Consider the following 26,107-nt stretch of genomic DNA (forward strand, 5'->3'; position numbering starts at 1 on the left):
GCCTGGATGACACACCCCCGCCGCGTGCCTGCCTGCCAACTTCCAGCCTCAACGCCTGTCAGGAAGGCGGGAGGGCGCTGACGGAGGGGGACTTCCGGGCCCGGTGGTTGTCCGCCTTCCGAGCGGTGGCGATGGTTGTGGGGCCATGGGGCCTTTCGAAATGTTGTCAGGGAAGCACCGGGAGCTGCTGGCGTGCCTCGAGACGCTGGAGACGGGTGGGGGTGGGGTGCCGCCAGAGGCGCGGGTCGAGGCGCTGCTCGATGCGCTTCGGCTTCACATCCGGTTGACGGAACGCCACCTGCAACCACTGATAGTGCGGGTGGAGGGGCATGCTCGAGCCTTGCAGGAGGCCGAGCTCCTCCTGACGATGCATGAGCTGATGGCCGAGCTGGAGTGGTTTCCGCGAGGCGGCCTGGAGTGGCAGGTGCGGCTATTGGCCCTCGGGGACGCGGCGCTGGCGCATATCCGCTCGTTGGAGCTGCAGCTCTTTCCCCGGCTGGACGCGGCCCTCGATGACCGGGAGGAGCAGGACCTCGTCCGGGCCCTGGCGGCCACACGCGAGGCTTTGTGCTTGGAAATGCGGCGCACGCGTCATGGGTTGGGGGCGTTGGATCACGCCGATCCCTGCTCAATCGCTACCTGAACAAGCGGACAGTGATGTCCAGAATCGCCACGAAAAGCGCAACATTCATTTAAATTTAATCGACAAATCGTGTATCTGTGGAGTTATGACTGGGCAGCTGTTGAAGTAGAACAGCTCCTCATCAACAAACCCCTGATGAGGCGTCTCGCCCAGGAGACGGTCTCATCGAGAAGAGGATACACGAGCATGTCGGTCGACAAGGCATTCCGGGAGATGGTTCGTAACGAGATCGAGGCGCAGCTCAAGCCGCTGCGCGACCTTGTGTCGCGTCTGGAGGCGGGCACGTCGGATCTCGACAGGCTGCGCAACGTGGCCGAGCAGCTGGCGCCCCTGGCCAGCGCGGTGGGTCCCCTGTTCGGCGTTGCTGGTGGCGGTGGCGGTGGCGGCGGTGGTCGCGCCGCGACGACGGGCCGTCGTGGCCCGGGCCGTCCCGCCCGGAGCGCGGCGGCGGCTCCCGCTCCCGCGGCGACGGGTGGCAAGAAGCGCGGCCGCAAGCCGGCCGCCGAGGGTGGGGCGCGTGATTGCGCCATCATCGGCTGCGGCAAGCCCAGCCGCACCAAGGGTTACTGCGCCGCGCACTACCAGAAGCTGCGCATGCTCGAGAAGACCAACCGCCGCCCGTCGAACTGGGTGGACTACGCCGACCCGAACAGCGTGGAGGACATCAAGCTCCCGCGCGGTCGCGCCGCCGCCAAGGCCCTGGCCGAGGCGAAGAACGCGGGGTAGGCCCCCTCTCCGGCCGAGCCGGAGTTTGAGAGCCGGGCCCTCCCATCTCTTGCTGGAGGGTCCGGTTCTTGCGGGCCAGCAGTGAGCCCGTCATTCTTGTTTCATGAACAAGCGCGAGCTGGAACCCGGAATCTTCACCGACCTGGCCGGACGGACCACGTACGGCGACTACCTGCAGCTGGACCGGTTGTTGTCCGCGCAGGTGCCCCGCTCGCAACCGCCGCATCATGATGAGCTGCTGTTCATCATCCAACATCAGACGAGCGAGCTGTGGATGAAGCTGCTCGTGCATGAGCTGACGGCGGTCATCCGTTACATCCAGTCCGACAACCTGGAGCCCTCGTTCAAGATCTTCTCCCGCGTGGGGCACATCCAGCGGATGCTTTTCGAGCAGTGGAGCGTGCTGGAGACGCTCACCCCCAACGAGTACCTCGAGTTCCGGGGCGCGCTGGGGCAGGCCTCGGGCTTCCAGAGCTATCAATACCGCGCGCTGGAATTCCTGCTCGGCCACAAGGACGAGCACGCGCTCGGGCCCTTCAAGCACATGTCCGGAGTGCGCCTGGAGCTGGAGCGCTTCCTGGAGTCGCCCAGTGTATATGACGAGTTCTTGCGGCACCTGGCGCGCAAGGGGCACGCGGTGCCGGCGGACCGCGTCGAGCGCGACTGGCGTCAGCCCTATGAGAAGAGCGCCGGCGTGATGGAGGTATTCCGCGGCATCTACGAGAACATCGAGAAGCACTGGGATGCCTACGAGATGTGCGAGAAGCTGGTGGACGTGGAGGAGCGTTTCCAGCTCTGGCGCTACCGGCACATGATGACGGTGATGCGCGTCATCGGCTTCAAGCAGGGCACGGGGGGCTCCTCGGGCGTGGGCTTCCTGCGCAAGGCGTTGGACCTGCGCTTCTTCCCCGAGCTCTGGGATGTGCGCACCGAGCTCGCTCCCCCGGCCGGCAGGTAGGGCACCTGTCAGCGCTGTTCCCGGCGTGTCTCGTTCCTACCTTGAGCAGGAAAAGGAGGAGCACATGGCCGAGCACGAAAGGCCCAAGCACGAGCCCCCGCTTCCCGAGGATGACGAGGGACATCTTCGACGTCAGGCCGGAGACAGGCCCATTCCCACTCCCGGGCACATCGGCAATCTTCCCGATGATGCACCCGGCCCCGGCAAGCCGGTCGTCTTCCCTCCGCGTTCGCCAGAGGATTGAGTGTTCACTCCGGAAGGAGGGTGGATTGGGCTCCCTCCTTCCGCGTGCTAGGACAGCGGGGACATGCTCGTGCTCGCCCTCGCCGCCGTGCTCGTGGCCAATCCCAATCCCATCGACGCCTGGGCCCGGAAGGCCTGCCCTCCGCCCAAGCAGATGCCCGACTCCAACATCGAGATGAAGTTCATGGAGCAGAAGCGCGCGGAGTGCCTGCGCAAGGCCATGAACAAGGCGCTCGACAAGGTCATCGTCCCCCTCAAGAAGCAGAAGCCCGCCGCCTTCAAGGAGTGGATGTCCTTGCAGGCCGACTACAACCGCTGGATGGCCGAGTCCTGCGCCGCCCTCGAGGAGGCCAACTGGGTCGACCTCTCCTCCGGAGAGCGCTCCATGGGCACCGGCTACGGTTACACCGAGCTCCAGTGTCTCCAGCGGCAGTACGCCTGGCGCGGCTTCTACGCCGATGCCTGGGCCCGCAGGGACTGGAAGGGGATTGAGAAGGCCCTCCAGGGCTTCGCCGAGCCCGCCCGCAAGGCGCGCGAGTCCCTCCAGGCCTACCGCGCCAGGACCGGGGAGGTCGCCGCCCGCGCCCCCGTCCACGTGGAGGAGTCCGACCTCCCCGTGCGTCAGCTCTCCAAGGAGGACTGGAAATCCTACAACGAGCGTCTGGAGCGCGCCGCCGCCGGCCCCGAGGCGCTCGCCCCGCGCCAGTGCGCCCTCGTCCCCAGCCCCACCCCGGACTGCACCCAGCGCTTCGCCGACAGCCTCTTTTCCCAGCTGGACTTCTCCGAGGCCCTCGGCGGCGCGGAGGGGGGGAAGTAGCGCCGTCCGGCCCGGGGATGTCAGACCCCCTCCTCATCATGGTGGCCCCATGAACGCCATGATGAGCCCCGCCACCGTCTCCCACCTCGAGCCCCTGGCCCCGCGCCGGATGGGGCTCCCGATGGCCGCGCGTCCCGTCACCCCGCGCTCCGCCACGCTCCACGCCTATGCCACCTCCCAGCTCGGCGCCGAGCTCATCGGCACCTATGGGGCGGGCCGTGGCGTCCCCGGCTCCTGGCTCCTCTTGTCCGGCCTCGAAATCCACCTCGGCCAGAGCGTCCTCTCGCCGGATCTGCTCGGCTGGCGGCGCGAGCGCATTCCCCGCCTGCCCCGGGGCTCCTCCGGCATCGTCCTGCCCCCGGACTGGGTCTGCGAGGTGCTCGCCCACCCCGACGAGCGCGCCCACCTGCTGCCCCTCTACGCCCGGGAGGGCATCCGCCACGTCTGGCTGGTGGACCCCGAGGTGCGCACCCTGGAGGTGCTCGAGCTCGACGGCCGCCGCTACTCGCTCGTGGCGCTCCATTCGGGCTCCAGTACCGTCCGTGCCGAACCTTTTGGTGCATTGGAGCTCCCGTTGCGCCTCCTGTGGGCGGAATGAGCGGTTAGGCTGCGACTTCCCATGGTCGCAGCTCCGCTCATCATCGAGAGGGCCCAGGTCCTCTGTTACCGCACCTTCGACATCGCCGAGGAGATCAACCTCGACCACGCCCGGCGTGTCGTCTCCTCGGACACCCGCCGCCTCAAGCTCGGCCGGGAGAACAGCCAGTACCTCCAGTTGCCCAACCCGCCCCTGGCCTTCGAGCTGGGCCGGCGCGCGCTCGCCCTGCGTGAGGGGCCCGTCACCGTGGACGTGACGGCGCGCCTGTTCGACCACGGCGCCGCCTCCATCATCCTCCGCGTCCCGGTGTCCTCCGGCACCACGCTCGAGGCGCTCACCTCGCTGGCCGACGAGCTGTATGACAGCGTGGCCCTGGAGGAGCTCGCCCTGGAGCTCATCGAGGCGGTGCGCCGGATGATCGCCCCGGCCGTGCAGGGGCCCCACCTGTGGGACCAGAACGAGAGCTACACCGTCCTCTTCGTCGAGCGGATGGAGGGCAACCCCTCCGCCGAGGAGCTGCTGGCCCGCGCGGACCTGGCCCGGGTGCTGCTCGGCGAGGTGGACTCCAAGCCGCTGTCCTCCCGCGAGCGCGAGGCCGTCACCCAGTCGCGCTTCAGCTACACCGAGGAGGACCTGGTCGTCGTCGACTGGAACAGCGCCTTCGTCTACGAGCCCTCCGGCTCCGGTGACATTCCGGATCTGCTCGAGGTGGCCAACGCCCAGCTGCTCGAGTTCCGCTACTACGACGAGCAGCTCGATGGGCACATCGCCCGCATCCACGACCAGGTGCAGGCCCGGCGTCACGGCTTCCGCGCGCTCTTCCGCAGCCCCTACCGCGCCCTGGCCCGCGAGACGCTCGCCACCCTGGTGGACCTCAACGAGTTCATCGAGCGCATCGAGAACAGCCTCAAAATCATTGGCGATTTCTACCTGGCCAAGGTGTACGAGGCCGCCGTCAAGCGCATGCGCATCCCCGCGTGGCAGGCCTCGGTGACGCGCAAGCAGCAGCTGCTGGCCCAGACGTACGGCCTGCTCAAGGGCGAGGTGGACACGGATCGCAGCCACACCCTGGAGCTCACCGTCGTGCTGCTCATCGTCCTGGAGATCCTCTTCGCCGTCCTCCGGGTCTTCGAACATTGAGCCTGTGAACTTCCGGGCGAGCCAGAGAGTTCCGTTCATCTTGAATCCGACGCTTCGCCCGGCGGCGGGTGGGCAAGCGTGGCAAGTCGTGGAAAACTCTCATCTCAGGCCCGGGGCTGGTGGAGACCGGGTTTGGGGGGTGGGGCATGCAGATGCCCGGAAACAACTTTGTCGCCGCGGTGGAGCGCATGTCGCGCGCGCTGGAGCAGTTGGCTGCGGCTCCATCCGCGAAGGCCATGCTGCAAGAGGTGGTGCGCTGCGCCGCGGCTTCCCTGGGGATGGAGCGCGCGGCCGTCGCCTGGTTCGACGTGGAGGGCTCCCTGCTGGCCCAGGTCACGCCCGGGTTGTCGCCCGAGGCCGTGGTCTCGTGTGGGCGTCACCTGTTGCAGGGCGCGGAGCTGGCGTCCGCGCCCTGGCACTTCGAGCTGGGGGCCGCGGGAGTGGATCCGAAGCTGGCCGGGATGATGGACGCGATGGGGGCGGCGTCGCTGCTGGCGCTGCCGGTGCTCGGCGCGAGCGGCGGGTGTGTGGGCATCCTGTTGGGGCCCTCGCCCGAGCCGCGCGCCTTCTCGTGTGAGGAGACGCGGCGCTTCAATCTGTATGCGCGGCTGGCCGGACTGGCCATCGAGCGCGGCCGGTGGGTGGAGTCCGCGCGCACCTCCGCGCTGCAGGCCCGGGCCGAGGCCGAACAGGCCGAGCTGCTGCGCCTCACCAGCGTCCAGGCGGTGACGGAGGCCTTCGGGCGCGCCCTCACCCGCGAGGACGTGGGGCGGGCGGTGTTGGAATTGGGTGTGCCCGCGGTGGGCGCGTTGGGCGGGACGGTGCACCAGGAGTCGGCGGATGGGCGCTCGGTGGAGTTGGTGGCGGCGGTGGGCACCACCCAGGAGGAGCTGGCCCCGTGGAAGTCGTTGCCCCGGGAGATGCCCGGGATGCCCGGCTACGACGCGGCGGAGCGCGGCTCGCCCGTGTGGTTGGAATCCCCGGAGGAAGCACGGACGCGCTACCCCACCTTCGTGCCCTCCATGGAGCGCCAGCTCGCCAAGGCCTTCGCCTTCCTCCCCCTGCGGGTGGAGCAGCGCAACCTGGGGTTGCTCGTGTTTGGTTTCGCGCAGGCGCGGCACTTCACCGAGCTGGAGCGCACCCTCATGCTGGGGCTGGCCCGCCAGTGCGCGCAGGCCCTGGAGCGCGCTCGACTGTACGAGACGGAGCGCACGGCCCGGCTCCAGGCGGAGGCCGCCGGGCAGCGGTTGCAATTGCTGGCGGACGCGGGCGTGCTGTTGTCCAGCTCGCTGGAGTGGGAGTCCACGGTGGTCGGGGTGGCGCGGCTCGCGGTGGACGCCTACTCCGACTGGTGCGCGGTGGACTTCCTCGACGAGCATGGCGCCTTGCGGCGGCTCACCGTCCAGCACGCGCGCCCCGAGCGGGCGCTGCTCCATGGCACCATCGAGTTCTTCTCCCCGGAGCGCTCGCGGCCCTCGGCCATCACGGACGTGGTGCGCACCGGGCGCTCGCAGCTCGTCACCGGGCTGAGGCCTCCCGGTGCTCGCGAGGCGGAGGCGGGGAGCGGGCGGCAGCCGGAGGGGGGCTCGTTCATCCTCGTGCCCCTGGTGGCGCGCCAGCGCACCCTGGGCGCCATGTCCTTCGTGCGAGGGCCGGAGAGGCCGCCCTTCACGGAGGCGGACCGCTCGCTCGCGGAGGACCTGGCCGCGCGCGCGGGGCTGGCCATCGACAACGCGCGCCTGTTGCGCAAGGCCCGCGCCGCCGAGGCCGAGTCCCGCCACCACGCCGCGCGCCTGCGCATCCTCGTGGACGTGGACCGGATGCTGGCCGAGGCGGGGCTGGACCTGCCCGCGGTGTTGGATGTGATTGCCCGCAAGGTGTCCGAGGTCATCGGCGACGGGTGCGTGCTTCAGCTCATGGCGGAGGACGGCGACTTCCTGGAGCCCGTCACCATCCACCACCCGGACCCGGAGGCGCGCTGGCTTCTCGCGGGCACGGTGCACGCGCGGCGGCAGAAGCGGGGCGAGGGGTTGCATGGGAGCACCGTCTCCAGCGGGCGCGCGGTGTTGTTGCCGGACATCGACGTGGAGGAGGCGCGCGCGTCCGGCGGGCTCCCGGAGTACCTGCCCTACCTGGACCGCTATGGCCCGCAGAGCCTGTTGGTGGTGCCGCTCGCGGTGAAGGGGCGGGTGTTCGGCACCCTGGGCGTGGTGCGGGACGTGGCCGGCGGACGGCCCTACGCCGAGGATGATCAGCTGCTCCTGCAGAGTCTGGCCGAGCGCGCGGCACTGGCCATCGAGGACGCGCGGCTGTACGGCGCCGCCACCGAGGCGGTGCGCCTGCGCGATGACTTCCTCTCCGTGGCGGGGCACGAGCTGAAGACGCCGCTGAGCGCGCTGCGGCTGCAGATTCAAATGCTGGCGCGCGTGACGCGGGACGTGGCCACCACGCCCGGGCTGGCCCAGCGCGTGGAGAAGGCCGAGCGCACCAGCGAGCGGCTCGGGGCCCTCATCGACGAGCTGCTGGACGCGGGCCGCATCACCGCCGGACGGTTGACGCTTCAGCGCGAGGAGATGGACCTGGCCTCGCTCACGCGCGACACCGTGGGGCGCATGTCCGAGGCCCTGGCCCGCGCGGGTAGCGAGGTGAAGCTGGTGGCGGACGCCGCGGTGATGGGGCGGTGGGATCGGGTACGGCTCGAGCAGGTGGTGGGCAACCTGCTGTCCAACGCGGCCAAGTACGGGCGCGGTCAGCCCGTGGAGGTGTGCGTGGAGAAGGGACACGACGGCCGCGCGCGGCTCGTGGTGAAGGACCACGGGATTGGCATCGCCCCCGAGGACCAGTGCCGCATCTTCGAGCGTTTCGAGCGCGCCGTGAATGGCAGGCAGTTCCACGGGCTCGGATTGGGGCTGTGGATTTCGCGGGAGATCGTCGAGTCCCACGGCGGCCACATCCAGGTGTGGAGCGCCCCCGGCGAGGGCTCCACCTTCACCGTGGAGCTGCCCCGGGAGTAGGGCCCCGGGAGCGAAGGGAGGGATTATAGGGGGTAAAGGGTGGCGTGAGAATTCTTCCGCCCGCCCGGACTCCGGCCAGGGAAGCGTGTCGCGTCCCTGTCTCCACCCCGGGTGCTGGGATACGCTGCGCCCCCGGAATCACCCCTTTCGAAGGTGGAGAGCCCGTTGACCCGTCCTGTCCTGGACAACGTGCCGCCGGCCGAGCGCGCCGAGAGTGGCAAACGCTCCGCGGTTCGCGCGGACAGCCCGCTCTTCGGCGAGCTCCTTCTCAAGCTCGGCATCGTCACGCCCAATCAAATCGAGGAGGCCCTCGCCCTCCAGGCCCTCAACGGCCAGCGGCTCGGCGAGGCCCTCATCTCGCTCGGCTACGTCACCCGCGAGCAGATTCAAGACGCCCTCGGCGAGGCGCTCGGCCTGCACAACCCGCCTCCCCAGGGCCTCACCCCCATCCAGCCCCCGCTCGGGGAGCTGCTCGTGGGCCTCAAGTACCTCACCGTCGCGCAGCTCGACGAGGCGCTCGCCCTCCAGCGCCGCACCGGCCGCAAGCTGGGCGAAATCCTCGTCGAGAATGGGTACTGCACCTATAAGCAGCTCTACGAGGGCCTCGGTCTCCAGGGCCGCGTCGGCCGCCAGGAGCCCCCCGCCCGCCTCGAGCCCCACGAGGGTGGCCACCACCGCGTCATGGTGGTGGATGACAGTCCGCTCGCCTGTGCCTTCGTCCAGGACGGGCTCGTGTCGCTCGGCTACGAGGTCGTCTGCTTCCAGGACCCCTACGAGGCCCTCGAGCAGGTCAACAAGGTGCAGCCGGCCATCGTCCTGAGCGACCTGGACATGCCCGGCATCGACGGCATGGAGCTGTGCCACCGCATCAAGGACGGCCCCAGCCGCGCCCTGCCCGTCATCATCCTCACCGCCAACGACAACGACACCGAGCGCGTGAGGGGTCTGCGCGCGGGCGCCGACGACTACGTCAACAAGTCCGCCTCCATGGACGAGCTCGCCGCGCGTATCGAGAGCGTCATGCGCCGCACCGGCGAGACGGAGCGGATGCGCAAGCTCTTCGCCCGCTATACCTCCGACGCCGTCGTGGAGGAGATCCTCAAGAACCCCGACTCGGTGGTCCTCACCGGCGAGAATCGCGAGGTCACCATCCTCTTCGCCGACATCCGCAACTTCACCGGGCTCGCCGACAGCCTCCCGCCCGAGCAGACCGTCGGGGTCCTCAACCAGGTGCTCGGCGGACTGTCGGACGCGGTGCTCACCTGCGGCGGCACCCTGGACAAGTTCCTCGGCGATGGGCTCATGGCCGTCTACGGCGCGCCCGTGTCCCGCGCGGATGATCCGCTGCGCGCGCTCCAGTCCGCGAAGATGATGATGGCCTTCATGGTCGAGCTGCGCGAGCGCGCCGAGGCCGAGTGGGCCACCACGCGTCAGGGCCGCCCCCTCACGCTCGAGCTGGGCATCGGCATCAACTCGGGCGTGGTGGTGGCCGGCAACATCGGCGGCGCCATGCGCGCCGAGTACACCTGCATCGGCGACGCGGTGAACGTGGCCGCCCGCCTGTGCGCCCTCGCCGGGCCGGGAGAAATCCTGGTGGGCGAGCGCACCGTCGCCCTGCTGGCCGGTCAGGACTCGGGTTTCGAGGAGCTGCCCCCCGTCCGCCTCAAGGGCAAGCCACATCCCGTGCCGCTCTTCCGCGCCCTGTGGTAGTGCGTGGCTCGAGAGGTCACCGTGACGCAGCGCCGCTCCCCCCATCCGATGGTCATCTTCCTGGCGGTCGCCTTCGTGGCGCTCGTCCTCGCCGTGTGGCTCGGCCTGCGCGGCAAGCGCGACCCCGGCGCCGTCCAGGCCCACGCTGATTTCGAGCGCATCCTCTCGGCCCTCGAGGCCTACCGCGCCGAGCATGGCTCCCTCCCCGAGGAGGGTGACCTCTCCTTCCTCGTGCCCAAGTTCCTCCCCGCCGAGCCGACCGACTTCTGGGGTCATCCCTATGTCTATTCGAGCGATGGGCAACGGCCCTTCATCCAGTCGCTCGGAGAGGATGGGCGGCGCGGCGGTAATGGGTCCAACCAGGACCACACCATCCATGACGGGCACTCGGTGCTCGGGTCGCGGTAGCGCCGAGTAGGGCCTCGGGGCTCGCATACCCTCACCCCGGCCCTCTCCCGGAGGGAGAGGGTGGTTGGTGGGCGGGGGACGGGGCGTGCTCGCGGGGGCATGGGCGGCCGGGGGGCTCCGGTGCTTTCTGGCAATGGTCATCCTCCCCTCGTGGGTTTTCCTGTCAGGAGGGCATTCCCTCTGGCCCTCTGTGGGAGGCCGTCATGCCCGTGGTGTGTGCAAGCAATCTGTCGGAGTCCTCCGTTCGGGCCACCCTGGCCGCGGCCGCCATCGCCGCCCGTCTTCGTGAGCCGCTGTGGTTGCTCGGCGTCCTCGATGGCCACCACCCCGCTCCCGAGGGCCCCACCTCCCTCGAGGACGCCCGCGCGCGTCTGCTCGCCGAGGCCTCCCGCCTGCGCTCCCCCGACCTCGCCGTGGAGACGCGGCTGGTGGAAGGTCCCCCGGGCTCCGTGCTCATCAGCGACGAGCTCCTCCAGGACGCCCGGTTGCTCGTCCTCTCCTCCGAGGGCTGGGGCCCCGTCTCCTGGCACCGCGCTCCCCTCCATGAGCGCCTCGCCCAGCGGGCCCATGCACCCGTGCTCGTGGTGCGCCGCAATGGCGACTCCCTCCGGGAGTGGGCGCTCGGCCGGCGCCGCCTGCGGGTGCTCGTCGGCGCGGATGACTCGCGCAGCTCGGAGGCCGCCGTGGCGTGGCTGCACGAGCTGCGCCGCGTGGGCCCCTGTGACATCATCGCCGCCGTGGTGTGCTCGCCCGTGGAGGAGCGCGAGCGGCTGGGCATCCACACCCCCGTGCACCTGGAGGTGCTCGACCCGGTGGTGCGCCGCATCGAGGTGCTCGATCCTCAAGTGGAGCGCGTGCTGCTGCGCGAGCTGGGCGAGCGCGTGGGGGAACTGCCCGGAGAAGGCACGCTCGAGCTGCACCTGGAGCCGGGCTTCGGCCGCCCCGCGGACCACCTGCTGCACGTGGCGCACGCGCGCGGCGTGGACCTCGTCGTCGTGGGCAACCACCAGCGCGGAGGCCTGGCCCGGCTGTGGCATGGCTCGGTGTCCGCGGGCGTGCTGCGCCACGCCGAGCAATCCGTGGCGTGCGTGCCGCCCTCCCGGGCCCATGTCCGGGCGTCCGTGCCGCCGCGCTCCGTGCTCGTGCCCATCGACTTCTCCGAGGCCAGCGCCCGCGCCATCTCCGAGGCTCGCGCGTTGGTGCGTCCCGGAGGCCGCGTCCACCTGCTGCACGTGCACCGCCGCCGCGTCGCGGACAGGGCCTGGGTGATGGACCAGTACGGCGTGGTGCCCGAGCCACCTCACGAGCAGTCCCTCGTCATGGAGCGGCTCAAGGCGCTGGTGCCCCACGAGGACGGCGCCCAGCAGGTGCGGTGGACGATGGAGGGCGTCACCGGTGACGACGTGGCCCGGGCCATCTGCCAGGCCACCGAGCGCGAGGGCGTGGACCTGGTATGTCTGGGGACGTCCCGCGCGCCGGGTGAAGCCGGGTACCTCAGCGACGCGGTGGCGCGGGCCCTGGTGGAGCGCTGCCGGCGCCCCGTCGTCGTTCTCCACGCGTGAATCGCCGGTGATGTTGGTGTCGCGCCGCCGCTCGACTATGGGAGCATCCTCTTTCAGGTCGAGCAGGAGTAGCGGATGCGAAGCAGTACCGGGTTGTGGATGAATGGACTCCTGGGAGTCTGGCTCGGAGTGGGGGGGGTGGTCGGCTGTGGGCCGGCGAACGAGGTGCCGGAAGCGCGGGCGGTGCTCGACGCGCCGCTGCGTACGCAGGTGCGAATCCCTGTCGCGGCGGGGGAATACCATTCCCTGGCATTGCACGAGGATGGCTCGCTCTGGGCCTGGGGGTTCAACTCCTCCGGCCAGCTGGGAGATGGCTCCGGTTCCAGCTACTCCGTGCAGCCGGTGCGGGTACAAGGCGTGAGCGGTGTCGTGTCCGTCTCCGCGGGCGACAACCACTCGCTGGCGGTGCTGCGCCCCGAGGGCACCGTGTGGGCCTGGGGCGCCAACTACGCCGGCCAGTTGGGGGATGGGACCGAGCTCGGTCGCTCCGGGCCGGTCCAGGTGCGGGGGTTGAGCAAGGCCGTGGTCGTGGTCGCCGATTATGACCACTCGCTGGCGGTGCGCACGGACGGGACCGTGTGGGCCTGGGGCAACAACGCCTCCGGTCAGCTGGGGGATGGCACCACGACCCGTCGCTCCACGCCCGTGCAGGTGTCGGGGCTGAACGAGGTGGTGGCAGTGAGCGCGGGTTGGTCCTTCTCGTTGGCGGTGCGCTCCAACGGGAGCGTGTGGGCCTGGGGCTACAACGGCTACGGCCTGCTGGGGGATGAATCCACTCCCTACCGCTCCACACCGGCGCAGGTGCCAGGGTTGAGCGGGATCATGGACGTGGCCGCCGGTGCCTACCACGCGCTGGCGTTGCGCTCCGACGGGACCGTATGGGCCTGGGGCAACAACTTCTACGGCCAGCTGGGGGATGGCACCACGACCAATCGCTTCACGCCGAGGCCGGTGCCAGGGCTGAGCGGGGTGGTGGCCGTGGCCGCGGGCTCCCATCACTCACTGGCGTTGCGCTCCGACGGGACCGTGTGGGCCTGGGGCAACAACTCCTCCGGCCAGCTGGGGCATGACACCTCGTCCTATCGCTCCGTGCCGGTGCGGGTGCCAGGGCTGAGCGATGTCGTGGCCGTGATGGGCGGGGGTTCCCACGCGTTGGCGGTGCTCTATGACGGCTCCGTATGGACGTGGGGCTTCAACGCCTACGGCCAATTGGGGGATGGCACCGAGACCAGCCACTCCCTGCCGGTGCGGGTGCCAGGGCTGAGCGCGGATGGGACGTAGCCATGCTGTGTACGAGATGGCCGCGTCAGTAGACGATGCAGTCGAACTTCTCGATGACGGCGCGGAGCTCTTCGGGTGTGGTCTCGAGCAGCCTGGCGGCGGCGGGAGCGTAATAGGTCAGGGCCCTGGTCGTCGGTGGGTTCTTGAGGAGCGTGTCCGGGATGATGTCGCCATGGGCACCCGGCCACTTGACGCTGCGCAGCTCTGGGGCTCGTCCAATGGGGTCCAGGATGGTGAAGCAGGGCCACTTGGGAAAGCGAAGGGTGGCGGGGTCACACCCTATGACGCGGCAGCCATCCAGGCGGGCTTCGGTGAAGTCACAGTCCTCGATGGAGCCGTGCTGATACCACGGCAGACTCATGTATTCAGGCCAGTGGCCGAAGTCGCACCCCGTCAGCCGCCCCTTGAATCGGCAACCCTTGAGAGACGCGGCCACCCAGCTCTGGTAATTCTTCAACTCCTGCTTCACCTCGAAGGTGCAGCCGACGAACCGGGGCTGCTGGAGGCTCAGGCGCCGAGAGGACACCTTCAGCACGAGGGTACAGTCCTTCAGCAGCAGGTTGGGGCCGAGGATGTAGTTCGCCTTGTTGTCCGTCAGCTCCAACCGCTCGTTTTCGATTTCCCGGTCGTTGAAGACGATGTTACCGAGCGAATCCATCGCCGCCCTTTTCTCTTTCAGAAGGTGAGCATCCGGAAGAACTCGCCCGCCATGCGCCTGCCATGGCGCGCCAGATTCGAGTCCGTGCCGGAGAGAATCTCGTACCGGGTGCCCGTTACCGGGTCAATGACGTCGACGCCCTTTCTCAGGCTGAAGTCGTAGAGATGCTGGAACTGCTCTTTCACCTTCACTTGCACGAAACGCCCCCGGGCCTCGCGTTCCAGCAGCCGCGCCAGCCAGTACTCACCGTTCTTCCTGGCCTTTTCGATGGCGGCGATCTCTCTATTCGTGAGCCTATGTGGCCCCCACTCTTTCGCGGCCTGGGTGATGGCTTCCTGGAGCATGTCCCCCACCTTGTCCTCGGAGGGGATATCCGCGGCCGATTTGCCGCGTGGCAGGTGCCAGCGTTGGCCGTCACTGAGTTGCACCTGCCGGTTGCCACCTCGGTGACGGATGACGGTCTCGGAGGCGCGGCCCCCTGGGGCCTGTCCCCCACCACTGCCCGTCCCCTTCTTGAGCAGCACCACGGCCAGGGGGCCCTGTGGTGAGGTGGCCACCGTTTCCACCGCCGCCACGGCCCTGGTCAGGGCCGCCTCCGTCGCGAGCGCCGTCTCCACGACCTCCACGCGTCTCATGACAGCACCGCCGCCCTGCGCGTCGAACTGCGCTCGCGCGAGGTTGAAGCCTGGAAGCGACTTCATCCGAGGCAACACCTGCCCGAGCGTGTGCCCGCCGAGGGTAGCCACGGCGAGAATCAGGGCTCGTGCCGCATCCTCGCCCAGCACCTTGCCGAACTCCTCACCCGCCGCGCGCAGTTCCTCGAAGGTGGTGGCATGGTGCGCTGTGTCAGCCAGGCGGGCCCACCCGTCCATCAGTCCGTACACCGTCTGGAGGCCCAGGTAGCCGATGAGGAGGAGGGTCATGCCGGCCGCCAGGGCCTTGGTCGTCGGCTCGGGCACCACCCACATCATGCAATAGAGGGCCACCATCCAGACGACCATGGAGACGAGCGCTTGTGTGTCCAGCAACTCGCGTCCCAGGGCCTCGTGTGTCTCGTCGAGCACGGTGCCAAGAGACAGAGCCAGGGCCAGCGTGCGCCGGTCATCCGTGCGCAGATAGCTGTCGTCGTCCAGCAGTCCCAGACAGTCGCCACCGCTCTGGTGTGCACACCACCGGAGGTACTTCTCCTTGAGGGCTGCTTCGGCCCGGGGGGTGAGGACAACCGGGCCCTCCTGTCGCTCGGGTATCCAGGTGAGGCCCTCGCCGCGGTAATGCTCCAGTTTCCAGTAGCCCGTCACGGATACCCTGGAGTCCTCAGGTGGCGTGTCCAGGAGGCTGAGAAGCGCGTGGGCGGCCTGCCGTGGCGTCTTCCTCTCCAGCCGCACGTCACGGGAGAGGCGTAGGAAGGCCTGTTGGAACTCGGCCCTGGGAATGGGCACCGGCCGGGTGGCGACGGCACCGGGTTCCATGAAGTCCACCACGTAAACGGTGGCGGACTCGAGGCCGGGTTCAGCCGAGGCGGCCTCACGCGCCTTGGGCGCGGGTGGGGGCGTGAGCGAGCCATACCCGTAACCGACGAGGCGGTTGCCGTGCGGGGCGCTCGTGGTGCAGGCCGACTGGAGGAAGAGGACGAGGAGAAACCAGCCGCCTGGCAGGGGATGCCGCCGAGCGCCAGATGGGCGCGAGCCAACACGAGGGGTGGTCACGGTGCATCTCCAGGCGCGACACGGCGTGCAATCCGTCGCTCCGGAATCACACGGAAGCGCGGGTGCGTCCGTCAAGCCACCGGGTAGGCCGAGGGCTGGAAGATGTAGCGCGTAGGTTGTGAGCCGAACGGAAATGGCCTCGGGCCTGGACTTCGCACGCCGGTGCGGGTGCCAGGGCTGATCGCGGAGGGGAAGTAGGAAAGGTGCTCGAGAACCTGCTTCGCACGCGCTCTCGGAGCACCTTCGACCTCGAGCACCTCCACTTCGAAGGCGTAAGGATCATCGATGTCCAACAGCAGCTGGCGCTGCTCGGGGGTGAGAGCCAGGGCACGGCCCTTATCGCCACGCGCGGTGGGCAAAAGCCCCGGCAGGCCCTGGCGCTTGTAGGCGTAGTACCACCGCTCCAGGGTGGGCACCGAGAAGCCGCGTGTGGCCTGGGCACCTGGAGGGCGGAAACGCTGCTGGCTGAGGGTCAGCAACGCCGCGCGTAACTGCCCCTTCTCCAACTGAGCCTGGGTGAGGGCGCCCAGCACGCCGTGGCGGAACACCGCCACCGCTTCGGCGTGGGACTTGGGGGTGAGGCCTTCCATGTGTGGACTTCTCCCGCGCCCGCCAGTCGTCGGCCTGAAGTGGCCACACGCCGCCCGGCGCGCTTCCCACCCGGCTGGCCAGGGACGCACCCGGGACAGCAGCCTGCGCTCCTCCACCGCCTCCACCCACTTCAGTGGCGTACGCCAACGCCGGGCCGAGGTGGCCCCCACGTGTACCCAGGGGCTGACGCGCTCACGCACCGCCGCCAGCCCAAGCCCCACCACGGCCCACAACGCCAGCGTCCACGCCACCGCCGCCAACGAGTACAGCCTGCGCGTCCACACCTCCCACGGTGCCACCGTGCACGTGGCCCCGCACGCCTGGCAGCGGTAGCGCCGCACCCGCACCTCCACCTGTCTCGGTGTCCCTCCCGGCTCCTCCGGCCCCAACACCTGCCGACTGCGCGTGCCGTGCCCGTGCAGCACCACCCGCCCGCCCACCGGCCGGCTCGCCGCACCACACCCGGGGCACCACCCCGGCCTCACCGCCTCCACGTCCGGTGGCCCCTGCTCCCAACTCTTGACTGGCAGCGCCACCCGGATGATTTCTCGGCTGCTCCGCTTCTCTTTCTCCACTGTCTGCGCGGAGCCCTGGCCCCGCTTTGAGTACGTGGTGCGCTTCCGCCAGCGAATCATCGTCACCAGCGCCCAGGGAGAGCGCCGGAGTGCGGCTGAGTGGGTGCCGACCTCAGGCCACCTGCGCAAGCTCAAAGGCGCACGCGTCACGGCCGATGAGGTGGAAGTCGCCGCGGTGGTATGCGTGAAGAAGAAGGGCATGAAGGAGCCCTGGTGTCTGGCCTCCAGCCTGGGAGAAGCGTCCGGAGCCGAGGTGGTGGCGCTCTACGGCGGGAGATTCACCATCGAGGAGAGTTTCAGGGACGTGAAGGATTTGCGCTTCGGCATGGGCCTGTCCTCCTTCCGAATCGCCCAGACGGACAGGCGTGACAGGCTCCTGCTACTGAGTGCCTTGGCATGTGCCCTGCTGACGCTGCTGGGGGCTGCTGGCGAGAGCCTCGGCATGGAGCGCGACCTCAAAGCCAATACCTCCAAGAAGCGCACCTACTCCCTCTTCCGCCAGGGCTGCATGTACTACCAGGCTCTGCCCAACATGCCCGAAGCCCAGCTGCGGCCTCTCATTGAACGCTTCGCCCAACGCGTCTGCGAGCAGCTCGTTTTCCGTGAAGCCTTTGGCCTTTATGAGGGGATGCCTCAGGGCCAGAGCAGCAGGCGCTGTGGGAGTGACGCACGGCAGAGGGATGCTCTCTCTGGCGGAGCCCAAGGCGACCGGTCGCCTGCGCAGGGGTGGGGTGTGCCTGGAGCGCGACGAGCGGGCCTCCTCGGGGTCCTGCACCGTTCAATACGTGTCGCGCGGCCCTCCTGGACGACCACCTACCCCGGCCCTCGCCCGCAACAGGGCTCCCATGCCGCCTATACTCAGATGAGAGTGATATTGGGTTCATCCAGGAAGGAATTTTCAATGCACCATGTGCTGCGCGCCTCTGTGATGCTAGCGTTTTTCGCGGGCTTGGGTTGTCAACAATCACCTGACCCGTTGCCCTCGAAAACGTCTGGGGCCGGGAACACCGCTCCGCCAGCGCGGGCGTCCAAGCCGGAAGATCCGCGGATCGAGGGGATTCGCGCGAGGTATCAACAAGTTCAGGCCGATCAGGGCCTGAAGAAGAGCGAATTCGACCTGACGTGCAAAGGTGGCGAGGGCAGCGGCAGGGTCCGGCTGTTCGAGAAGAACGGGGCGGTCCAAAAAGCAGAACTAGAGTTCATTCCACCAGGGCACGGCGAAGACTTGTACCTGTTCTTCTATGATCAACGCGAGGTCGTCTTCGCTCTGTATGAGATGAAGACCTGGGAATTCACCAGTGGGGGCACTCCAGATAAACCAGCGACCCGAGACGGTGTGACGCAGGTTCGTTATTATTACCACAACGGCGATTCGATCCGCTGCATCAAGAAGAAAGCGGAGGGCCCCACGGACAAGCTTGATTCTCTGCTGGAGCAGGCGCTCACTGAGCCGGATGACTGTTCCAAGGCGGGTAGAATTCAGAAGCTCGCGGCATCGGCACTGCTTGGTTCGCGGGCGAAAGAGGAGCTGGCAGACCAGCTCTGTCCGTAGAGCCACCCCCTCGGCCAGGCGCGCCGTATCGAGGATGGAGGTGACGAGTTCGTTCATCCGGTCGAGCTGGCGGAGGATCGCCTCGGTGCGCTTCTTCTCCTCGGGGGAGCCTTGCTCCCCTGCTTGCGCAGCAGCAACTGGGCGTTGAGCCGCGCGGAGCTCTGGGGGGTCTTGATCTCATGGGCCACCCAGTTGAGCATCTCTCCGCGCACGGCGCTGCCGGGACGGGCCGCGCGGTCCCCGCGGTCATGGCCACCTCGCGTGGCTCCGAAGCGGGACGCGAGCGCAACACCTTCAGCACTGCGGCTTCGAAGGTGTCGAGATCCACGGGCTTGGAGAGGAAGGCATCGGCCTCTTCCAGCCCGTGGGGGTGCGCGGCGCTCAAGAGCAGGATGGGGACCGTGTTTAAAAGCGGGTCGGCCCGCAGCGTCCGGAGCAGCTCCACCCTCTCCCAGCTCGCTCACGCGCCCATCAACCAGCTTGCGCGTCAACACGGGTGGATTGTCCAGCTCACCGATGCGCCGCTCGACCTGGACAACCCCGCCCACCTGGACGCGCTCAAACGGGCCTACGAGCGCTTCCCGGAGATCGGCGGGCGCTCGGTATCGCCGGTGCCGCCCCCTTGAGGTACACGCCTGCCCATGCCGCCCACCCATGGGGGGCGCGGTAGGGGACCAGGCCTGTTGGCTCTGTGGTGGCGCACATCAGCCGCTGCACTCGATGGCGTCGACGTCGACGAAGTACCCGGACGAGGCCGGATTCTTGGCATCCAGGGTCTTGATCGTCACGTTGAAGTTACCCCTGTACCCCACGTAGTAGCCGCCTGGCACCAGATGGGTCTTCCGCTGAAGGGTCTCCGAGTACCCGTCGTAGGTGCCGATCTTCACACCATTGAGATAGACCTCGAACATGCCGCGATTGTAGGCCTTGGTGTAAAAGAACTGGAAGGCCTGTGAATCCAAGCAGGTGAACGTCGCGACCGAGCCGGGAATCTGCGTCAGGTGGAGCGTCCCGTTGTACGCATCGGAATAGGGACCGCCCGCGAAGAGAGCCCACCCGTTGCTGTAGAGCCAGTACGAGTACGTATCGTCATACACGCCGCCCGCCTGTGCGGCTCCCGCGCCGAGCGTGGCGGAGAGGAGGGTGACACCCAGAACGGTCCGGAGACCCGATTTGAGATTTGAACGCATGTTTGAACCTCGGTGGGAAAAGGGTTTACCGCAATGGGGCGCAACCTGTTTCGCGCCTCACGAATAAAGACGTGATGTCTATTTTTTCTTACCAACCCCCAACGTCAGACGGACGAAGAAACCAGACCGCGCTGGCTCCGGCCGGGCTCCGACTCCTCTGGGGCCCGCTATTTCTTACGTACGAGCTCTCCTCGCTTGTCAGAGCTCGAGTCCGGAGCCCTGAGCTCATTGCTACCAGGCTGTCCTCCCCCACTCCCCGGAGGATTCTCCCCGACCTGGCTGTCCTTGAGGCCACTGCCCACGGGCTTCGGCTTCATCACCGAAGGACGCGGAAGGAAGGAGTCGTCCTGCTTCTGGGAAGCCGATGAGGAAGTCCGTGACGCAGGAGGTGCTTCTGGCATGTGTGTCTCCTGGTGTGAGTCGAGATGCTTCACCAGAAGAGACGGCATCCACGTGATTTCTTACGTGGGCTCATTCGTAGAGCAGGACACCCTCGAGCCACCGCCGACCCTTGCCCTCGGCGAGCCACTGGCGCCGCTCGTCCCTGAGAGCCGAAGCGGGTGAGCTTCCCTGGCGGATCCTCTCCCGGACGGCGTTGAAGAACCCGGCCGCCTCCAGGTCCGGAATTTCCTCGGTGGCGGCCATCACCGCCCGTGCTCCCGCCTGGATGAAGGCCGCGGGCAATCCCGATGGCTCGTGGAGGATGTAGGCGCCGCGCGCAGCCCGGCAGGCGGCCAGCACCACCAGTGGCGCTCCCTCCAGGTGCTGCACCCGGATGTGCCCCGCGCCCAGCTCGTCACTCGAGCCCTCCTTCGCGAGCACGAGATAGGAGAATCGTGACGAAGTGATGATGCCGTGGGTCACCAGATCGATGTCCGTTGCATCCCGCATGGCCGCGAGCACCCGGGAAGGTGTCGCCTCCGTGCCCATGAGCACCCGCCGCTCCTCATCCGGGCCAAAGACCGCGCTCCAGGCGTTGAGCTGCCCCAGGGCCCGCACACGCTCGGGAGAGAGCGCCACGTCCTTCACCACGAGGTGGACACTCCGCCCTACCCGGGGTGAGGGAGCGGGCCCCGCGCGCAGTCTGTAGCTCCAAGCCATGTCCGCTGGTAGCAGGCCCGGCCGATCCATCAGGGGAGGTCGGACGAATGCCTCCACCTTCTCACACCCTTGGAGCGCGGCGAGGGCCTCGCCAGGGACGAAGCCATGGAGGTTCTCCGGCAGCCGGGTCCGGCGCGCTCCTTCGTGGTAGCCCAGGAGCTGCCCCGCGGCCCCCCGGACGATGAGCAGGCTCCGCTCGCTGTCCTCGGTCGCGGCGACCAGACACCGCCCGGGCAGGGGACTGCCCTGCTCCCGGCCGAACAGCTCCAGCGCCGCGCCATGCTCGCCAGCCTTGCCCGCGTCGAAGATGAGCGACGTGAAGGTATAGGCCCTGAGCTTCTGGGCATCCGTGTCCCGGGCCAGGAGGTCACCGGACTCCAGCCCCTGGAGCACCTCCTCGAGCAGAGCGCGGCCCTTCTGGCGATCCCGCTCGATGATGAACCGGCCCAGGGAATGCCGCAGCATCAAGCGCTGGACCTCCGTGGTGCTGGCGGGCGCCTCCGCGATCGCCCGGTGGAGCGCGGCCTCGTCCCCGGGAGCGGGCTTCTGCCGCGAGAGGTCCGCGAGCGCCAGCGTCCCGACGAACGTCAGGGGAAGACCGGTGGCCATCGCCTGATCGAACTCCGCACGTGCCAGATCGAAACGAAGCTCAGTCAGCGCGACGTGCGCCAGGCTCTGGTGGGCGAACCGCTCGTATTCCTTGTTCCCCTGGAATCGAGCGAGGAGCTCCGCGAAACATGCCCGTGCGAGCGGCGCATCGTTCCGGAGCCGCGCGCTCTGTGCGAGGTGGCCCAGCGCGAGAGCCTCCTTCTCCCGGTTGTTCGCCGCGCGGGCCTGCCGCCAGGCCTGCTCCGCGAGCGTCCACGCCTCATCCAGCCGCAACTGCTTGGATTGGATTCCGGCGAGCTCCATCCGGATGAGCTGACAACGATACTCGATGGGCGTGGTGGCGCAGAGCGCGAGGGCCCCCAGGAGCGTCTGCCGGGCCTCCTCCTCCTCCCCTCGCGCCACCTGGGCCGCCGCGCGCTCCTGGGCGGCGAGGAGCCGGAACCAGGGATCCTGGCTGGCCTCGGCCCGAGCCTCGAACGCCTCGAGATGGCTGCCCACGGCCCTGGCGTAGACGAGCACGCCCAGGAGCAGATCATCCTCGGGGGAGCGGAGCAGTTGCGCGATCAACGCCTGGACCCTCTCGGGCGGCAGCGTGCCCTGACGAAGCTCACCATAGGCCCGCGCCAGGGGCGCCCGGCGCGCGAAGTCGCTCGCGGCGATGCGCTCGACGTACCGGGCCAGAACGTTCCCGCCTCCGGCCTGGTGATCGAGCTCTCGTGCCAGGGGTAGGAGTGCCAGGACCTGCTCCCGGGAGGTGCGGGTGCGGACCGCGTCGTAGAAGTACAACCGGAGGATGGGGGCGCGCTCGGCGAGAATCTCGGAGGAGAGCGGTGTGCCGTCCGTGGCGAGCGCCTGCCCCGCGCTCACGATGGCCTTCCAACGCAGGATGCGTGCCTGTTCCGCCGCGCTGAGCGCCTCGGCGCGCTGGCGTGCTTCCTCCGCCCACCCGGGCTCTCCCCGCTGGGCGAGCTCGCGGAAGAGACGGGCCGAAGGCGCCAGGAGGTCCAACTCCCTCAGGGCGAGGGCCTTGTTCCAGAGCGCCTGGGGGAACGTGGGGTCCTGGTCGAGCGCGCGATCCAGGTGCCGGAGCGCCTCCTCGGGAGCGCCCTTCAGGAGGAAGGCCGTGGCCCGGAGGGTCTCGTTTTCCGGAGTGCTCGGGAGGGGCGCGAGGTAGGCCAACGCCTGCTCCACCAGGCTCTTGTCGTTCCTCGCGAGGAGGGCGGCGGCCAGCCCCGCGGTATCACCGTTCCGTTCGAGCTTCGCGAGTGCCTCGAGAGGAAGCTGCGCGCCCTGCGAGGACTCTCCCATCCTCCGGGCCGCCAGGGGCCGGTGGTGATCGGCAGCCGCGATGGCCAGGCGCATCTCGAGCCGTCGCTTCGGCTCACGCATCAACCACGGGTCGGCCCACGAAGCCCCGGACCTCACGAAGACAGCAACGGCGAGGAGCGCGGCGCAGGCCGCTCCCGCGAGGGCCACCACGCGCCAACGGGAGACGACGCGGCGGGGGGGAGCGAACAGCGGAATCGGCCGCTGCTCCACGTAGCGCGAGGCCATCATCTCGAGCTGCAGGAGGTTGCCCAGCTCGACCTTGCAGCGGATGCAGTCCAGCAGGTGCTCACGAAAGGCCTCCGCCTCGTCGGGAGCCAGCTCTCCATCCGCGAAACGCTCGATTCGTTCACAGGGCGCGGACATCAGTTCTCTCCCAGCTGGATGAGGGGGTCGAGCAGTTTCCGGAGCCTCGAGCGGGCATCATGGAGCCGCTTGGCTACGGTGCCCTCCTGGATGCCGAGCTCCTCGGCGATCTCCTTGTACTTGCGGCCCCGGGCATGCAGCTCGAAGGTGGTGCGCGCGGCCGGGCTCAAGGCCTGCACGGCCGAGCTGAACTGCTCGTCGGAGACGCGCTCATAGAGGGGTCGGGCGGGGGGCTCGGGATCGACCGCGAGCGCCTGCCGGGCCAGCTCCGAGGCGCTCCGCTCCCGGGTGCGCTGCTTGCGGAGCTGGTCGTAGAAGCAATGCGTGAGGGTGGTGACGAGCCAGCTGGCACAGATGTTGTCATCGGGCAGCTGGGAGACCTTGCCGAAGGTGCTCAGGAAACGAACGATCGTCTCCTGGGTGAGATCCTCGGCATCGGCCGGATTGCGACAGAGGGCGCTGGCCTGGGCGAGCAGCCATCGCCGTTGTCGGGCGACTAGCGCATGCAACCGCCGAGCAACTGCCTCATCGGCATCTGAAGGGACGGTCATTAGCACTCACGAGAGAGGCGTGGAGCGGTGTGCCTCTTACCCTCGGAGAGCCAACCTCTTCAAATCAGTATGTTCTCCTCGACAGTTGATACCGACCCCGCCCCTGCTCGTCATGTCCGCCGCCATCCGCCGGCACCAGTCTCGCCCCACCGGATTCCATGACACGCCCGGGTAACGACACGCCCACCCACTCACCTGTCTCCGATTGAAAATGGAAAATCAGTAAAAAACTCTTTACTTTGATAAAATCAGACTCCTCGGGTAGGATGACCTGCGACGCTGGCCACCCCGTCGGCGATCTCCTCGGCCCCTCTGCACCTGCCCCCCTCAGCAGCGCCCCAATTTCTCCTATGCTCCGCAATCCCGGCCCGGTCGGATTGTCAGCCCGCCCAGGTCTCTCAGGAGTGCACATAGGCCAGGATCGTCCTCACGGCCTCTTCCTTCGCGGCAGAGAGCGAGAGTCGTGGCGGCCGGGTCGGAGATCGACCGTCGCCCGGAGTGGGTCGACGCTCAACGGGGGTACGAGGCGCGGCTGCTGGACGTAGCGGAGGAGTCGCGGCGGCTCATGGAGGAGCAAGCTCAAAGCTCATGGGGCTGACGTATAGCCCAGTGACGAGTGCCGCCTCTGGCGGTTGTAGAAGACCTCGATGTACTCGAAGAGCGCCGTGCGGGCCTGCTCGCGCGTGACGAGTCGCTGGTATAGACGAGCTCCAGCTTCAAGCTGCTGAAGAAGCTCTCCACCACGGCGTTGTCCCAGCAGTTCTCCGCAGCGGCGGACCCGAGCGAGGAGGAGGCACCCGCTGCAGATGCGGCAGCTCGGGCCATGTGCCGGAAGTGTCAGCGCGCCCGGAGGCTGGATTGGGCGGGGTTGCTACACAAGTCGTTCGCAGTGGACGTCTTCTCCTGCCCGAGATGCTCCCACCCCAGGCACCTGCCAGGGGGCCAGAGCAGCAGGCGCTGTGGGAGTGACGCACGGCAGAGGGATGCACTCTCTGGCGGAGCCCAAGGCGACCGGTCGCCTGCGCAGGGGAGGGGTGTGCCTGGAGCGCGACGAGCGGGCCTCCTCGGACGACCCTCTCCCTCCTCCCTTTTCGCCGGGCTTGCTGATGGAATCCTGGCCACGCCCGGGGGCCTCTCCATCATTCTGCTTGCTCACCCAGGCCCACTTCTCCCTCATCCAGCGTGCTCGGTAACACCAGGCGCGCAACCGCGGCTATTTCTGGTCCCCCAAGCAGGGGCGAGACCGGAGCCGGAGGAGAGCCCGTCCTTTACTCCCGAAGTACCTCCAGCTGCGCGGGCGGGTGCGTGCGCACCCTCTTCTCTGGCGGCGACCATCGGAAGCGCTGGGGGTGGAAACTTTCGAGCGGGCCTTTCGCAGATGCCTCTCGCGGAAATCTCCCCGGTGTGTGGGGGGGGCGGTCCAGGGACCATTCAGAGTCCCCCCAGGTCCACTACGGGCCAACTCCGGGCCACTCCGAGGAAGAGGCAGGGTCCCGCCGCTGGCGGGCAGGCGCTGGCGGCACGAGCAAGAGGCATCCCCGGGTCTCCGTGTCATTGACATGCTGGAGTGAACACCGGAACCGTCCGTCCCCCGACTCCCGTAGGAATTCGGCTTGCTGAGCAGGCCTGGGGCCGCTGAGATGTGCACAGCCGGAGGGGCTCTTGGAGAGAAACCTCGTAGCCTTGGCCATCTGCCTGGCAGCGCTGGTGAGCGGCCCTGTGCAGGCGCAGGAGGATACGGTGGAGCGCCAGACGGTCGCCTCCCGTGATCTCTCTCCCTCGGTGAGGGTGGTGGAGACCGAACAGGTGACGGTGGCCCTGGGGGCGTTGACCCAGATTCAGCTGGCGCCGCTCGCCTCCCGGGGGGTGGATGCGGAGGGGGGAGATGCCGCCACCGCGCCAGGGTTTCGGATCCGAAGGGCGCGCCTGGGAGTGAGCACACTCATCGGCCCCCGCGTCGAACTGCTGCTCACTGCCAACCTGCTCGAAACGGACCCCGAGATCGAGGGGACGATCGCTGACGCGCAGCTCGCGTTCGAGATCTGGAAGGGGCTGGAGGTCGCGCTGGGGACGCTCAAGCCACCCTTCTCCCGCTCGGCCCTGGCGCCTTCGAGCCAGCTCTCGATGGTGGAGCGCCCCTTCACCGTGACCGAGCTCACGCCGGCGCGCAGGCTGGGCCTGGTGCTCGGGGGCAAGCTTCCTGGAGACCGTCTGACCTATCTCGTGAGCGTGATGAACGGGACACCGGGCTTCGCCATGGCAAATCTCGACCGGGGGGTGATGTTCGGGGCGAGAGTGGAGCTCGCCCCCTGGACCTTTCCCTCGCCGCAGGAGCTCTCGGGGAGCGGGGTGTCCTTCGGGCTGAGCGCGTTTCGACAGGAGGGCGGGAACGACCCTGGCGAGGGCCTCTCGGCGGACCTGCTGGGGGTCTGGCGGGGAGCCAGCGCGCTCGTGGAGGTGATCTGCGCCCGGGGCCGGACCGGGGATTCCCCAGACCGGTGCGGAGGATACCTCGAGCTGGGGTATGCCTTCCCCGTCTGGGGCCGCCCCGTCCAAGTCGTGGCCCGCGGCGAGCTCTTCGATGGCGACCGGGTGCGCCGGGATGAGCAGGATCTACTCCTGCTCAGCGGCGGGCTGAACGTGCCGCTGGTGGAGGAACATCTGCGTGCGCAGCTCCAGTACCTCGCCCGCCGCGAGCGCTTCGGCGCCCGTGAGCGAACCGAGGGACTGGTGCTGGCCTTCCAGGGAAGCTTCTGAGCCTCCCCCGCTTCCGTGGACACCA

At 68.5% G+C, this 26,107-nt stretch carries 19 protein-coding genes and 3 pseudogenes; 15 read left to right on the forward strand and 7 right to left on the reverse strand.

From position 1 onward, the window contains the following. The first annotated feature begins 160 nt into the window (after window positions 1-160). From JQX13_RS16330 to JQX13_RS16385, 12 genes are all read left to right on the forward strand, one after another. Window positions 161-643 (forward strand): hemerythrin domain-containing protein, encoded by a 483-nt coding sequence (locus JQX13_RS16330; RefSeq protein ID WP_203409936.1) that lies wholly within the window; start codon window positions 161-163, stop codon window positions 641-643. Between the two features lie 186 nt (window positions 644-829). Further along, window positions 830-1,369, forward strand: coding sequence for a cell wall protein (locus tag JQX13_RS16335; RefSeq protein ID WP_203409937.1), 540 nt, complete (start codon window positions 830-832; stop codon window positions 1,367-1,369). A gap of 103 nt (window positions 1,370-1,472) precedes the next feature. Continuing rightward, window positions 1,473-2,327: a tryptophan 2,3-dioxygenase gene (locus JQX13_RS16340; protein ID WP_203409938.1), complete on the forward strand. Its 855-nt coding sequence runs from the start codon at window positions 1,473-1,475 to the stop codon at window positions 2,325-2,327. Window positions 2,328-2,391: 64 nt separating this feature from the next. Beyond that, entirely contained in the window at window positions 2,392-2,571 is a 180-nt protein-coding gene (locus JQX13_RS16345; protein WP_203409939.1) for a hypothetical protein, read from the forward strand. A 63-nt stretch (window positions 2,572-2,634) separates the two neighbouring features. Next, window positions 2,635-3,387, forward strand: coding sequence for a hypothetical protein (locus JQX13_RS16350; RefSeq protein WP_203409940.1), 753 nt, complete (start codon window positions 2,635-2,637; stop codon window positions 3,385-3,387). Window positions 3,388-3,436: 49 nt separating this feature from the next. After that, window positions 3,437-3,985, forward strand: a complete 549-nt coding sequence (locus JQX13_RS16355; RefSeq protein ID WP_203409941.1) for a Uma2 family endonuclease — start codon at window positions 3,437-3,439, stop codon at window positions 3,983-3,985. A 21-nt stretch (window positions 3,986-4,006) separates the two neighbouring features. Continuing rightward, the gene (locus JQX13_RS16360) at window positions 4,007-5,125 is read left to right on the forward strand and encodes a hypothetical protein (RefSeq protein ID WP_203409942.1); all 1,119 of its coding nucleotides are present in this window, start codon (window positions 4,007-4,009) and stop codon (window positions 5,123-5,125) included. A gap of 146 nt (window positions 5,126-5,271) precedes the next feature. Next, window positions 5,272-8,139: a GAF domain-containing sensor histidine kinase gene (locus JQX13_RS16365; protein ID WP_203409943.1), complete on the forward strand. Its 2,868-nt coding sequence runs from the start codon at window positions 5,272-5,274 to the stop codon at window positions 8,137-8,139. Between the two features lie 189 nt (window positions 8,140-8,328). Further along, window positions 8,329-9,849, forward strand: a complete 1,521-nt coding sequence (locus tag JQX13_RS16370; RefSeq protein ID WP_203412051.1) for a response regulator — start codon at window positions 8,329-8,331, stop codon at window positions 9,847-9,849. A 21-nt stretch (window positions 9,850-9,870) separates the two neighbouring features. Next, the gene (locus JQX13_RS16375; protein ID WP_239014785.1) at window positions 9,871-10,257 is read left to right on the forward strand and encodes a type II secretion system protein GspG; all 387 of its coding nucleotides are present in this window, start codon (window positions 9,871-9,873) and stop codon (window positions 10,255-10,257) included. Between the two features lie 203 nt (window positions 10,258-10,460). Next, complete coding sequence (locus tag JQX13_RS16380; protein ID WP_203409944.1) at window positions 10,461-11,819, forward strand: universal stress protein; 1,359 nt, start codon at window positions 10,461-10,463, stop codon at window positions 11,817-11,819. Window positions 11,820-11,894: 75 nt separating this feature from the next. Further along, window positions 11,895-13,100, forward strand: a complete 1,206-nt coding sequence (locus tag JQX13_RS16385; protein WP_203409945.1) for an RCC1 domain-containing protein — start codon at window positions 11,895-11,897, stop codon at window positions 13,098-13,100. Between the two features lie 25 nt (window positions 13,101-13,125). Here JQX13_RS16385 and JQX13_RS16390 read toward each other — a convergent pair whose 3' ends face one another. The 3 genes from JQX13_RS16390 to JQX13_RS16400 form a co-directional block, all read right to left on the reverse strand. Next, window positions 13,126-13,758, reverse strand: a complete 633-nt coding sequence (locus JQX13_RS16390) for a hypothetical protein (RefSeq protein WP_203409946.1) — start codon at window positions 13,756-13,758, stop codon at window positions 13,126-13,128. Between the two features lie 17 nt (window positions 13,759-13,775). Beyond that, the gene (gene sitA5 / locus JQX13_RS16395; RefSeq protein WP_203409947.1) at window positions 13,776-15,464 is read right to left on the reverse strand and encodes a SitA5 family polymorphic toxin; all 1,689 of its coding nucleotides are present in this window, start codon (window positions 15,462-15,464) and stop codon (window positions 13,776-13,778) included. A 71-nt stretch (window positions 15,465-15,535) separates the two neighbouring features. After that, window positions 15,536-16,690 carry a transposase family protein gene (locus JQX13_RS16400; protein WP_203409948.1) on the reverse strand — a complete coding sequence of 385 codons (1,155 nt, stop codon included), beginning with the start codon at window positions 16,688-16,690 and terminating at the stop codon, window positions 15,536-15,538. Between JQX13_RS16400 and JQX13_RS54120 the strand changes: the two are divergent. Next, a pseudogene (locus tag JQX13_RS54120) lies at window positions 16,656-17,249 on the forward strand (IS4 family transposase); the annotation flags it as partial. The gene JQX13_RS16400 and the pseudogene JQX13_RS54120 overlap by 35 nt on opposite strands. 1,427 nt (window positions 17,250-18,676) lie before the next feature. Continuing rightward, window positions 18,677-18,808 (forward strand): annotated as a pseudogene (locus JQX13_RS55935) (DUF5953 family protein); the annotation flags it as partial. A gap of 78 nt (window positions 18,809-18,886) precedes the next feature. Here the strand turns inward: JQX13_RS55935 and JQX13_RS16415 are convergent. The 4 genes and pseudogenes from JQX13_RS16415 to JQX13_RS16430 all read right to left on the reverse strand — a co-directional run. Continuing rightward, window positions 18,887-19,372, reverse strand: coding sequence for a hypothetical protein (locus tag JQX13_RS16415; RefSeq protein ID WP_203409950.1), 486 nt, complete (start codon window positions 19,370-19,372; stop codon window positions 18,887-18,889). Between the two features lie 471 nt (window positions 19,373-19,843). Continuing rightward, entirely contained in the window at window positions 19,844-22,774 is a 2,931-nt protein-coding gene (locus JQX13_RS16420) for a CHAT domain-containing protein (protein WP_203409951.1), read from the reverse strand. After that, entirely contained in the window at window positions 22,774-23,283 is a 510-nt protein-coding gene (locus JQX13_RS16425; protein WP_203409952.1) for an RNA polymerase sigma factor, read from the reverse strand. Before JQX13_RS16425 ends, JQX13_RS16420 begins: the two co-directional genes overlap by 1 nt. Before the next feature lie 628 nt (window positions 23,284-23,911). Continuing rightward, window positions 23,912-24,087, reverse strand: a pseudogene (locus JQX13_RS16430) (IS3 family transposase); the annotation flags it as partial. Between the two features lie 921 nt (window positions 24,088-25,008). Between JQX13_RS16430 and JQX13_RS16435 the strand changes: the two are divergent. Next, the gene (locus JQX13_RS16435; protein WP_203409953.1) at window positions 25,009-26,082 is read left to right on the forward strand and encodes a porin; all 1,074 of its coding nucleotides are present in this window, start codon (window positions 25,009-25,011) and stop codon (window positions 26,080-26,082) included. Window positions 26,083-26,107: the final 25 nt, after the last annotated feature.

This window comes from Archangium violaceum (genome assembly GCF_016859125.1).
Classification (GTDB): domain Bacteria; phylum Myxococcota; class Myxococcia; order Myxococcales; family Myxococcaceae; genus Archangium; species Archangium violaceum_A.